General features: G+C 72.0%; 10 protein-coding genes, 1 pseudogene and 2 riboswitches. Of the genes and pseudogenes, 2 read left to right on the top strand and 9 right to left on the bottom strand.

What is annotated here, in order from left to right:
• Positions 1-375: 375 nt before the first annotated feature.
• The 9 genes and pseudogenes from ACFV4N_RS31880 to ACFV4N_RS31840 all read right to left on the bottom strand — a co-directional run bounded on the left by ACFV4N_RS31880 (position 376) and on the right by ACFV4N_RS31840 (position 8,416).
• Positions 376-967, bottom strand: a pseudogene (locus ACFV4N_RS31880) (malonic semialdehyde reductase).
• A gap of 78 nt (positions 968-1,045) precedes the next feature.
• Entirely contained in the window at positions 1,046-2,311 is a 1,266-nt protein-coding gene (glyA, locus tag ACFV4N_RS31875; protein WP_499676346.1) for a serine hydroxymethyltransferase, read from the bottom strand.
• A gap of 17 nt (positions 2,312-2,328) precedes the next feature.
• Positions 2,329-3,429 (bottom strand): glycine cleavage system aminomethyltransferase GcvT, encoded by a 1,101-nt coding sequence (gene gcvT, locus ACFV4N_RS31870; protein ID WP_499676345.1) that lies wholly within the window; start codon positions 3,427-3,429, stop codon positions 2,329-2,331.
• Between the two features lie 111 nt (positions 3,430-3,540).
• Positions 3,541-3,630: riboswitch (glycine riboswitch) on the bottom strand.
• 1 nt (position 3,631) lies between these two features.
• Positions 3,632-3,723, bottom strand: a riboswitch (glycine riboswitch).
• Between the two features lie 62 nt (positions 3,724-3,785).
• The gene (locus ACFV4N_RS31865) at positions 3,786-4,088 is read right to left on the bottom strand and encodes a DUF3817 domain-containing protein (RefSeq protein ID WP_499676344.1); all 303 of its coding nucleotides are present in this window, start codon (positions 4,086-4,088) and stop codon (positions 3,786-3,788) included.
• Between the two features lie 15 nt (positions 4,089-4,103).
• Positions 4,104-4,478, bottom strand: coding sequence for a hypothetical protein (locus ACFV4N_RS31860; protein ID WP_499676343.1), 375 nt, complete (start codon positions 4,476-4,478; stop codon positions 4,104-4,106).
• A gap of 184 nt (positions 4,479-4,662) precedes the next feature.
• The gene (locus tag ACFV4N_RS31855) at positions 4,663-5,148 is read right to left on the bottom strand and encodes a helix-turn-helix transcriptional regulator (RefSeq protein WP_499676342.1); all 486 of its coding nucleotides are present in this window, start codon (positions 5,146-5,148) and stop codon (positions 4,663-4,665) included.
• Between the two features lie 211 nt (positions 5,149-5,359).
• Positions 5,360-5,521: a hypothetical protein gene (locus ACFV4N_RS31850; protein ID WP_499676341.1), complete on the bottom strand. Its 162-nt coding sequence runs from the start codon at positions 5,519-5,521 to the stop codon at positions 5,360-5,362.
• Between the two features lie 615 nt (positions 5,522-6,136).
• Positions 6,137-7,267, bottom strand: coding sequence for a CaiB/BaiF CoA transferase family protein (locus tag ACFV4N_RS31845; RefSeq protein ID WP_499676340.1), 1,131 nt, complete (start codon positions 7,265-7,267; stop codon positions 6,137-6,139).
• Complete coding sequence (locus ACFV4N_RS31840) at positions 7,268-8,416, bottom strand: acyl-CoA dehydrogenase family protein (RefSeq protein WP_499676339.1); 1,149 nt, start codon at positions 8,414-8,416, stop codon at positions 7,268-7,270.
• 195 nt (positions 8,417-8,611) lie between these two features.
• Here ACFV4N_RS31840 and ACFV4N_RS31835 point away from each other — a divergent pair, with 195 nt between their 5' ends.
• Positions 8,612-9,814: an acetyl-CoA C-acetyltransferase gene (locus ACFV4N_RS31835; RefSeq protein ID WP_499676338.1), complete on the top strand. Its 1,203-nt coding sequence runs from the start codon at positions 8,612-8,614 to the stop codon at positions 9,812-9,814.
• Positions 9,815-11,878, top strand: a complete 2,064-nt coding sequence (locus ACFV4N_RS31830; protein ID WP_499676337.1) for a 3-hydroxyacyl-CoA dehydrogenase NAD-binding domain-containing protein — start codon at positions 9,815-9,817, stop codon at positions 11,876-11,878.
• Positions 11,879-11,914: the final 36 nt, after the last annotated feature.

The raw sequence follows: 11,914 nt of genomic DNA, 5'->3' as shown, positions 1-11,914 counted from the left end.
GCAACCACCCTTGTCAAGGGGTCCGCGAAAAGCGTGCGGACCCCTTGACAAGCGCGGTAGGGCTGCGCCCAGGCCATACGGGAGAGGACGAGCGCAACTCCCCGTTTGACGCTGCGCTAACCCACCACCACCCGCGTGTCCTCCACTCAAACACCGCGTGTCGTCCACTCAGACATCGCGAGTCGTACGTTCAGGCACGGTGAGTCGTACGTTCAGGACGCGTGAGTCGTACGTTCAGAGCGCGCGAGTCGTACGTTGAGGGCGGGTGAGTTTGATGTTCGGCGCGCGTGTCATGCGTTCAGGGCGCGCGTGTCATGCGTTCAGAGCGCGCGTGTCATGCGTTCAGGACCGGTGTGTTGTGCGGTCGCGCTTGGGTCAGAGGACGGTCACTGCTTCGTCGTACGCCAGGCGCGGGTTGCGGGGGCGGAAGCCTGCTTCGTCCGGGTGGCCGATGTTCACCACCACCAGGGGTACCTGGTTGGTTCCGGCGAAGAACTCCTGGCGCACGCCCTCGGCGTCGAAGCCCGTCATCGGGCCCGCTGCCAGGCCCGCCGCGCGCACGCCCACGATGAAGTAGCCGGCCTGGAGCGTGGCGTTGGTCTTGGCCACCTCGGTGCGGCGGGTGTCGTCGGCGAACGCGTCCTTCGCGCCCTTCGCGTGCGGGAAGGTCACTGACAGGCGCTCGTGGAAGTCGGTGTCGGCGGCCAGGACCGCGACCACGGGGGCCGAGCGGGTTTTGGGGCGGTTGCCTTCCGCCATGTGGGGGGGCCAGGCGTTCCTTCGCCTCTTCCGAGCGGAGGAACAGCACGCGCAGCGGTTGGCTGTTCATCGCCGTCGGGGCCCACTTCACCAGGTCGTACACGGTGCACAGGTGGTCGTCCGTCACCGGTTCGGCGGTGAACGCGTTGGCGGTGCGCGCCTCGCGGAAGAGCAGGTCCTGGGCCTCGGGGGCGAGTGCCGCGGTCATGGTGTTCCCTTCGGTTGTCCCGCAGGCGGGTGCACGCGGGACAACCTCGAGGAAACTCGAACTATTTCGTGCCGTGCTTCACAGGTTCGGGTACAGCGGGTGCTTGGCCGCCAGCACGTCCACGCGCGCCCGCAGCTCCGCCAGGTCCGGCGACGGCTGGAGGGCGGCCGCGATGACGTCGGCCACTTCGGTGAAGTCCGCCGCGCCGAAGCCGCGCGTGGCCAGGGCGGGCGTGCCGATGCGCAGGCCGGAGGTGACCATCGGGGGGCGGGGGTCGTTCGGCACCGCGTTGCGGTTGACCGTGATGCCGACCTCGTGCAGCCGGTCCTCGGCCTGCTTGCCGTCCAGTTCGGACGCCACCAGGTCGACCAGCACCAGGTGCACGTCCGTGCCGCCGGTGAGGACCTTCACGCCGGCGGCGGCCGCGTCGGGCTGCGCCAGGCGGTCGGCGAGGATCTTCGCGCCCTCGACCGTGCGGCGCTGGCGGTCGGCGAACTCCGGTGACGCGGCGTGCTTGAACGCCACCGCCTTGCCCGCGATCACGTGCTCCAGCGGGCCGCCCTGCTGGCCGGGGAACACGGCCGAGTTGATCTTCTTGGCGAGGTCGGCCTCGTTGGTCAGGATCACGCCGCCGCGGGGGCCGCCCAGCGTCTTGTGCGTGGTGGTGGTCACCACGTGCGCGTGCGGCACGGGGCTGGGGTGCAGGCCCGCCGCGACCAGGCCGGCGAAGTGCGCCATGTCCACCATCAGGTAGGCCTCGACCGAGTCCGCGATGCGGCGGAACTCGGCGAAGTCCAACTGGCGCGGGTAGGCCGACCAGCCGGCCACGATCAGCTTGGGCCGGTGCTCCTGCGCCAGCCGCTCGACCTCCGCCATGTCGACGCGGCCGTCGGCGTCCGACACGTGGTAGGGCACCACGTTGTAGAGCTTGCCGGAGAAGTTGATCCTCATGCCGTGCGTGAGGTGGCCGCCGTGGGCCAGGTCGAGGCCCAGGATCGTGTCGCCGGGCTGGAGCAGGGCGAACATCGCGCACGCGTTGGCCTGCGCGCCCGAGTGCGGCTGCACGTTGGCGAAGCCCGCGCCGAACAGCGCCTTGACCCGCTCGATGGCCAGCCGCTCGATCACGTCGACGTTCTCGCAGCCGCCGTAGTACCGGCGGCCCGGGTAGCCCTCGGCGTACTTGTTGGTCAGCACCGAACCCTGCGCCTGGAGCACCGACACCGGCGTGAAGTTCTCGGAGGCGATCATCTCCAGCGTGCTCTGCTGCCGGTGCAGCTCGGCGGCGACCGCGTCCGCGACCTCCGGGTCGAACTCCGCGAGGGAGGTGTTGAAGTGCTCGGACATGGGGATCTCTCCTGGGGTCAGCTGGTTCGCTTGTAGAACGGCAGGGCGACGACTTCCACCGGCTCGCGCTTGCCCCGGACGTCGACGAACAGCGGCGTGCCCGGCCGGGTGTGGTCGACGGCCACGTAGGCCATGGCCACCGAGTAGCCCAGCGTCGGCGACAGGGCGCCGCTGGTGACCTCGCCGATCGGGTCGCCCGCCGCGTCCAGCACCGGGTACCCGTGCCGCGGCGCGCGGCGCGAGGTGGTCTTGAGGCCGACCAGGGCGGTGTCCACGCCCCGCTCGGCGACGGCGGCCAGCGCGTCGCGGCCGACGAAGTCGCCCGGCTTGTCGAGCTTGACCACCCGGCCCAGGTTCGCGTGGAACGGCGTGCGGTCGCGGCCCAGCTCGTTGCCGTACAGCGGCATGCCCGCCTCCAGCCGCAGCGTGTCGCGGCAGCCGAGGCCGGCGGGCTTCAGGTCGTGCGGCGCGCCCGCCTCCAGCAGCGCCCGCCACACGTGGGCGGCGTCGGCCGGCGCGGTGAACAGCTCGAAGCCGTCCTCGCCGGTGTAGCCGGTGCGGGCCAGCAGCACGGGCTTGCCGGCCACCTCGGTCGGGTAGGAGGCGTAGTACTTGACCGCCGACAGGTCGGTCGGGGTGAGGCCGGCGAGGATCGCCGTGGAGTTCGGGCCCTGCACGGCCAGCAGCGCGTAGTCGGTCGAGCGGTCCTCGACGGCGGTGTCGAAGCCCGCGGCCCGCTCCACCAGCGCCTCGTGCACGACGGCCGCGTTGGAGGCGTTCGCCACGACCAGGTACTCCTGGTCGCCCAGCCGGTAGACGATCAGGTCGTCGACCACGCCGCCGTCGGCCTCGCAGATCATGGTGTAGCGGGCGCGGCCGACGCCGATCGCGGAGGCGTGCCCGACCAGGGCGTGGTCCAGGGCGGCGCCCGCCTCCGGCCCGGTGAGCACGATCTCACCCATGTGGGTCAGGTCGAACAGGCCCGCCGACGTGCGCACCGCGCGGTGCTCGGCCAGCTCGCTGTCGTAGCGCAGCGGCATCCGCCAGCCCGCGAAGTCGGTGAACATGGCGCCCAGGGCCTCGTGCTCGGCGTGCAGGGGCGTGCGGCGGCTTTCCATCAGGCGCGGTCCTCCCGGGGTGCGGACATGCCGGTAGCGCCGACCGGTCGGGTCGGCGGGCACGTGTGAAGGATGACACGGTCCATCGGAGACTCCTCGTCTGAGTGAGCCTCCCCCTCTGTCATGAGCCTGAGAGCTTCACCGCTGGTGAGCGGCTTGCACCGTGGGCGAGGCGCGCCGGGCGCCTGCTTTCCAGAGTTGCCTTCGTCGGCGGTAGCTGTGCCTGAGAGATTCCGGGGAGGGGTTGCTCCTTCGGCGCCCCAGCTCGCCTGGGGACTCTCCCGCGCGACGTCGACGGCCGTGTTCAGTTGGTACCGCCAGACGCTAGGCGGGCCGGGCGGCCCGGTCAACCCTGGTCACAGGGCCTTGCCGGTCCGGAGGTTCGCCACGACCTTGCGCTCGGCGTAGAACGACACGAACGGGATCGTGCCGGCGATCAGCACCAGGGCCGTGCCCTTGATCGACCAGCGGGCCTTGAGCGCCAGGTCGACGGTCAGCACCAGGTAGACCGCGTAGAGGAAGCCGTGCACGGGGCCGACGATCCGCATCATGGTCTCGTTGTCGCCCACGTACTTGGCGAACATGGCGGCCACGAGCAGCAGCAGGCCGACACCGACCACGTAAGCCATGAACCGGAACCTGGTCAACGCGCCGTCCATCGCCCTACCTTCGCCTCACCGCTGGTCCCGCGCGTGCAACTCGGCGAGCATGCGGTTGTAGGCCGCCAGCTCGTCGTCCTCGTCGTCGTGCGCTCTCCTGACGGGCTCAACCGTAACCACCCGCCCGACCGGCTCGACCACCGGCTCCTCGGGCGGGCCGGCGGCGGCCTCGGCCTTGCGCTGGGCGTCCAGCTTGCGGATGCGCCACACCATGAAGGCGGGGAAGAGGCCGAACAGGGGCCACTGGAAGACGTAGCCGAGGTTCTGGAACGTGCCGCCGGCCTGGGAGAACCGCGCCCACTGCCAGTAGGCGAGGCCGCAGCACACGATCAGGGAGAGCACGCAGACCAGCGCGATGGCGGTCCGCTTGGGGGTGATGAGGCCCGGCACGGCTCCAGGGTACTTCGCGCGCCGAGCAGGTCGAACGGTCGGGTTTGCCGGGTTCGGGGTCTTCCCGCTCGGAGCAGGTCGCGGTGGCGTCCCCGGCACCCCCTCGGGCGAGGGCTCCTCCGCAGGAGCCCACCCCTCGGGCATGGGCTCCCGACCACAGGAGCCCGCCCCTCTCGTTTCCGGACTAGGCCACGCCGTCCCGGCGTTGCCTCTGCAACCTGGCCACGCACCAGGCCGCCGCACTGCCCCGACGCAGGTGCTGGAGCACCGTCATCGGCCCGAGCCGACGACCGAGGTCGGCGGGCGTGAGCCCGGCCGCCCGGTAGTCCAGAGCGCGCTGGTCCAGCGGGCTGATGCCCGCGTCCCACCACTGCTCCGCCTCGGACAGGTCGCCCACCAGCTGCCAGTAGCTGGCGGCGGCCGCGAGCAGGCCCTCGGGCACCTCGGGCGCCCGCTTCCGCATCGCCGCCACGTAGGCGGGGTCAGCGGACTCGACCCGCACCAGACCGCGGTGACCACCAGTCGCCCGCTGCACGGGGATACCGGGGGACGGCGGGGCTTCCGCGAGCCACGCGTCCTTGATCCGGTTCACCTCCTGCAGCTCGGCGTCGTCCGAGCGCTCGGCCGCCCACTGCCTCAGCAGCTCGTCGACTCCGGAGTCCTCGACCATTCTGCCTCCTCGTCGGTCGAAGATCAGCCAATGCAGCGCACCGTATTAGCGGGTACCGACAACCGCTAGACCCCGGTTTGTCAAAAACCCTGTTACCAGCGCGTTATAGCCCTCATTCCACCCGTACGGTCCAACGATGGAGGCCCGTTGTCACGGATCGTGACCGCATTGAGCGGAGTCCGCCGGACCCCGCGCGCAGGGGGCCCGGCGGCTACGCGAAGAGGCTGCGGACGAAGGTGATGATCGACTGCGCGGCCTGCTCCAGCCACCCCAGGGCCGTGTGCACCGCTTCGGCCGACTCGTTCGGCTGGGTGATCAGGAGGAACAGCACCAGCGCGACCGCCGCCAGCGTCACCACCTTCTTGACGTTCACTGATCGGTCTCCGTCCGTTCACGGGGCAGGGGCAGGCGGGCGCCGTGCCCGCCGCGTCACCCGACATGGTCCCCCATTCACCCGGATGACGAACGCGGAACCCGCCGTCATCCCCCGGGCGGCGGCCTGGACGACCACGCAGGCGTGCACCACCCCCGCCTGTTGTCACCCGAACGGACTATCAAGGGGACCTGCGGTCCCGCCGATCACCTAGGTACGGGCACTCGCCCACCCCCCATGGCACGAACCCCGGAGTTGAGCGACACCATCACGTCCGTACTGCTCATCACCTGTTTGCGGCGGGTCGCGCACCTAGCGTGACAAAGCCCGATGTCGGCCGCCGATATTTTTCACCACCTCTTCAGGTGATTTTTCGCGCCCATTCACGTTCACCGGACGACCCGGAACACCCGGACCGACCGGAACGCGCCACCGGGAACTCGCCGACCGGAACTCACCGGCCGGAACCACCCTGCGGGGTGAACTCCTGAACCGCCCGGTCGAATGAACGACCCCGCCGCGTCGAACGGACGGTGGCGAGGAGTCGAACGCCCGAACCCCGACCGGTCGAACGCCCGGCCCGGGGGGTCGAACGGCGCTCAGCCCACACGGCGCTCAGCCCACCACGCCGGCCCGCCGCAGCTCGGCCACCTCGTCCTCCCCCAGCCCCAGCTCCGCCAGCACCTCAGCCGTGTGCTCGCCCACCGCGGGCGGCGGCGCGGGCACGTCCGCCGGCGTCCGGTCGAACCGCGGCGCGGGCGCGGGCTGCGCCACCCCGCCCACCTCGACGAACGCGCCGCGCTCCGCGTTGTGCCCGTGCCCCGGCGCCTCGCCGGGCGCCAGCACCGGCGCCAGGCACGCGTCGGTGCCCTCCGCCAGCGCCGCCCACTCGTCCCGCGTCCGCGTGGCCACCGCCGCCGCGATCCGGGCCCTCAGCTCGGGCCAGTTCGCCGGGTCGTGCCTGCTCGGCACGTCCTCCCCGGCCAGCCCGAGCACGGTCAGCAGCTCCGCGTAGAACTTCTCCTCCAGCGCGCCGACGCTGACGTACTTGCCGTCCGCCGCCTCGTACACGTCGTAGAACGGCGCGCCGCCGTCCAGCAGGTTCTCGCCCCGGCCGCCCGGCCACGCCCCCGCCGCCGACATGCCGTGCAGGAACGTGGTCAGCAGCGCCGCGCCGTCGACCATCGCCGCGTCCACGACCTGCCCCCGCCCGGACCGCTCCCGCTCGTACAGCGCGGCCAGCAGCCCGAGCGCCAGCAGCAGCCCGCCGCCGCCGAAGTCGCCGACGACGTTCAGCGGCACGGTCGGCGGCGCGCCCGCCCGGCCGATCGGCTCCAGCGCGCCGGCCACCGCGATGTAGTTGATGTCGTGCCCCGCCCGGTCGGCCAGCGGACCGGTCTGCCCCCACCCGGTCATCCGCCCGTAGACCAGGCGCGGGTTGCGGGCCAGGCACTGCGCGGGCCCGATCCCCAGCCGCTCGGTCACCCCCGGCCGGAAGCCCTCGACCAGCACGTCCGACCGCGCGACCAGCCGGAGCACCAGTTCGACGCCCTCCGGGCGGCGGATGTCCACGCCGATCGACCGGCGCCCGCGCCCGAGCACGTCGCCGGGCACCGCCGCGCCGCCGCCGACGCGGTCGACCCTGGTCACGGACGCGCCCAGGTCCGCGAGCACCATGCAGCCGAACGGCGCGGGCGCCAGCCCGGCCAGCTCGACGACCTCCAGCCCCTCCAGCGGCCCGGCCATCTAGAGGGACCTCGCGATGATTTCCTTCATGATCTCGTTCGTGCCCCCGTAGATCTTCTGCACGCGCGCGTCCGCCCACGCGCGCGCGATGGGGTACTCCGTCATGTAGCCGTAGCCGCCGAAGAGCTGGACGCACTCGTCGACCACCCGGCACAGGCGCTCGGTCGCCCACCACTTGGCCATCGCCGCCGTGGGCACGTCCAGCCGCCCGGCCAGGTGCTCGGTGACGCACTCGTCGACGAACGCCCTGGTCACGCGCGCCTCGGTGGCGCACTCGGCCAGCGTGAACCGGGTGTTCTGGAACTTGATCAGCTCCCGCCCGAACGCCGTCCGCTCCTTGACGTAGGACAGGGTCAGGTCGACCGCCGCCTCGATGCCCGCGACGGACGCCACCGCGATGATCAGCCGCTCCTGCGGTAGCTGCTGCATGAGCTGGATGAACCCCTGGCCCTCGCCGGTGCCCAGCAGGTTCGCGGCGGGCACCCGGACGTCGTCGAAGAACAGCTCGGCGGTGTCCTGCCCCTTCATGCCGACCTTGTCCAGCACGCGGCCGCGGCGGAAGCCGGGCGCGTCCGCGGTCTCCACGACCAGCAGCGAGATGCCCGTGGCGCCCTGCGCGGGGTCGGTCTTGGCGACCACGACCACCAGGTCGGCCTGCGCGCCGTTGGTGATGAAGGTCTTGGAGCCGGTGAGCACGTACTCGTCGCCGCGCCGCAGCGCCCGCGTCCTGACGTTCTGGAGGTCGGACCCGCCGCCGGGCTCGGACATGGCGATCGCGCCCACGTACTCGCCGGAGGCGAGCTTGGGCAGCCAGCGGTGCTTCTGCTCCTCGGTGCCGTAGGCGAGGACGTAGTGGGCGACGATGCCGCTGTGCACGCTGTTGCCCCACGAGCTGTCGCCGGCCCGCGCCTGCTCCTCCAGCAGCACCGCCTCGTGCGCGAAGGTGCCGCCACCGCCGCCGTACTCCTCCGGGATCGACAGGCACAGCAGGCCCACCTCGCCCGCCTTGGTCCAGAACTCCCGGTCCACCTGCTTCTGCGCGGCCCAGCGCTCCTGGTGGGGGACGGCCTCCTTGGCGAGGAACGCGCGGGCCAGGTCGCGGAGCTGGTCCAGGTCCTCGGTCATCCACGGCGAACGGCGAGTCGGCATGGTGTCGACGGTGCCACCGGCGGGGCGGGGCCGCCATGACCGGGACGCGCCACTCGGGCGGCCGATCGTGAGCGCAATTGTCAGGCCGGCGCACCGGACCGGGTGAGAGGTCACACCGTCGAGGGACGGGGTGAGCTAATAAGTCACCTGCCGCGGTCATGGGCGGGGGCCGTCGCGGACCCTACCGTGGGGTGCATGAGCGAAGCCTTGATCTTCGACGCGGTGCGCACACCGCGGGGCAGGGGAAAGCGCGGTTCGCTGCACTCCGTCAAGCCGATCACCCTGGCCTCCGGGGTGCTAGCGGCGCTGGCGCGGCGCAACGACCTGGACACCTCGGCCGTGGACGACGTGGTGTTCGGCGTGGTGTCGCCGGTCGGCGAGCAGGGCGCGGACATCGCGCGCACGGCCGTGCTCGCGGCGGGTTGGGACCTGCGGCCCGCGGGGGTGCAGCTCAACCGGTTCTGCGCGTCGGGCCTGGAGTCGGTGAACCTGGCGGCGGCGAAGGTGGCGTCCGGGTTCGAGGACCTGGTGGTCGCGGGCGGCGTCGAGTCGATGTCGCGGGTGCCGATGGGCTCCGACGGCGGCGCGTGGATGGCCGACCCCGAGACGAACCTGGCGACCAACTTCGTGCCGCAGGGCGTGAGCGCGGACCTGATCGCCACGCTGGAGGGTTTCACCCGCGAGCACGTGGACGCCTACGCGCTGCGCTCGCACCAGCGGGCGACGCTGGCGCGGGACAAGGGCTGGTTCGAGAAGTCCCTGGTCCCGGTGGTCGACCGGAACGGCGTGGTGGTCCTCGACCACGACGAGGCGATCCGCCCGGAGACCACGATGGAGGGACTGGCCAAGCTCAAGCCGTCCTTCGCCTTCCACGGCGACCTGGGCTTCGACGCCGTGGCCATCGACCGCTACCCCACCGTCGAGCGCATCGACCACGTCCACACGCCGGGCAACTCGTCGCAGATCGTGGACGGCGCGGCGGCGATGCTGATCGGCAGCGCCCGGATCGGCCGCGAGCTGGGCCTGACGCCCCGCGCGCGGATCACCGCCACGGCGGTCGTCGGCACCGAGCCCACGATCATGCTCACCGGTCCCGCGCCCGCCGCCCGCAAGGCGCTGGAGAAGGCGCGGCTGACCGTCGAGGACATCGACCTGTTCGAGATCAACGAGGCGTTCTCGTCGGTGGTGCTGAGGTTCCAGCGCGAGCTGGACCTGCCCGACGAGAAGGTCAACGTCAACGGCGGCGCGATCGCGCTGGGCCACCCCCTCGGCGCGACCGGCTGCATGATCCTCGGCACCCTGCTCGACGAGCTGGAGCGCCGGGACCTGCGCCGGGGGCTGGCCACCCTGTGCGTGGGCGGCGGCATGGGCATCGCGACGATCATCGAGAGGGTGTAGATGACCATCCACTTCGAGCGGGACGGCGAGGGGATCGTCACGCTCACCATGGACATGTCGGGCTCGGCGAACGTGATGAACGCCGAGTACCACCGGGCGATGGGCGAGGCGGTCGCGCGGCTGGAGGCCGAGCGCGACGACATCACCGGCGTCGTGCTGACCTCGGCGAAGAAGACCTTCTTCGCGGGCGGCGACCTGAACCTGCTCGTCCGGGTCACCCCCGACAACGCCGCCGAGGCGCTCGGGTTCCTGGAGGACGTCAAGGGCCAGCTGCGGCGCCTGGAGCGGCTGGGCAGGCCCGTCGTGGCGGCGATCAACGGCGCCGCGCTCGGCGGCGGGTTCGAGATCGCGCTGGCCTGCCACCACCGGGTGGTGCTGGACGACGACCGGATCAAGCTCGGCCTGCCCGAGGCGACGCTGGGGCTGCTGCCCGGCGGTGGCGGCGTGACGCGCATGGTGCGGCTGCTGGGCGTGCAGCCGGCGCTGCCGCTGCTGATGGAGGGCCGGCAGCTGCGGCCCGCGCGGGCGCTCCAGGCCGGGATGGTGCACGAGCTGGCCGCCACGCGCGAGGAGCTCGTCGAGAAGGCGCGGGCGTGGATCAAGGCCAACCCCGAGCCCGTGCAGCCGTGGGACCGGCCCGGGTACGCCGTGCCCGACGTGCGGGTCGGCGACCCCGCCCTGTACGGGCTGCTGTCCGCCGCGCCGGCCGTGCTGCGGAAGAAGACGCACGGCGCGTTCCCGGCGCCGGAGAAGATCCTGGCCGCGGCCGTCGAGGGCGCGCTGGTGGACTTCGACACGGCGCTCCAGGTGGAGGGCCGGTACTTCGTCGAGCTGGTCACCGGCCAGGTCGCCAAGAACATGATCACCACGTTCTGGTTCCAGCTCAACGAGATCACCGCGGGCGGGTCCCGCCCCGAGGGCGTCGCGCGGTCGGAGGTGACCAGGGTCGGCGTGCTCGGCGCGGGCATGATGGGCGCGGGCATCGCCGAGGTCAGCGCCAAGGCCGGCATCGAGGTCGTGCTCAAGGACGTGACGCTGGAGGCGGCCCGGAAGGGCGCCGGCGACACCCCCGGCATCACGCCCACCGACTCCGACGCCGACCTGGCGGGCTGCGACCTGGTCATCGAGGCGGTCTTCGAGAACCGCGAGCTGAAGAACCGGGTGCTGGCCTCGGCCGAGGCGGCGGCCCTGCCGGACGCGGTGATCGCGTCCAACACCTCCACGCTGCCGATCACCGGCCTGGCGTCGGCCGTCCAGGACCCGACGAGGTTCATCGGCCTGCACTTCTTCTCGCCGGTGCCGAAGATGCGGCTGGTGGAGATCATCCGCGGCGAGAAGACCTCGGACGAGACCCTGGCGCGCGCGTTCGACTACGTGCTCCGGATCGGCAAGACCCCGATCGTGGTCAACGACAGCCGCGGCTTCTACACCTCGCGGACCTTCGGCACCTACGTCACCGAGGCCGTGTCGATGGTGGCCGAGGGCGTGTCGCCGGCGCTGGTCGAGAACGTGGCCAGGCGCGCGGGCATGGCCGTGGGCCCGCTGGCGGTGTCCGACGAGGTGACGCTGACGCTGCCGCTCAAGATCCGGGACCAGGCGCTGGCCGACGACCCGGCCGGTGCGGGGGCGCTCGGCGACCACCCGGCGTTCGCGGTGCTGGAGGAGCTGGTGGCCGAGGGCCGGACCGGCAAGTCCGGCGGGGCCGGGTTCTACGAGTACCCCGAGGGCGGGAAGAAGTTCCTGTGGCCGGGGCTCCAGCGCTACGCCAGGGCCGAGGCGGGCGTGACCGAGCGGGACGTCGAGGACCGGCTGCTGTTCATCCAGTCGCTGGAGACGATCCGGTGCCTGGACGAGGGCGTGCTGACCTCGGTGGGCGACGCGAACGTCGGCAGCGTCCTCGGGTTCGGGTTCGCCCCGTGGAGCGGCGGCACGCTGCAGTTCGTCAACTCGTACGGGCTGCGCGAGTTCGTCGAGCGGGCGGACTACCTGGCCGACACCTACGGCGAGCGCTTCCGCCCGCCGACGTCGCTGCGCGAGCGCGCGGCGCGCGGCGAGGCGTTCTAGGTCACGTGCCGGGTGTGGCAGCCGGCCGCCCCCCCC

This window comes from Actinosynnema sp. NPDC059797 (assembly GCF_042732085.1).
In the GTDB taxonomy this organism is placed as follows: domain Bacteria; phylum Actinomycetota; class Actinomycetes; order Mycobacteriales; family Pseudonocardiaceae; genus Actinosynnema.
This window is presented reverse-complemented; position numbering and strand designations above follow the sequence as displayed.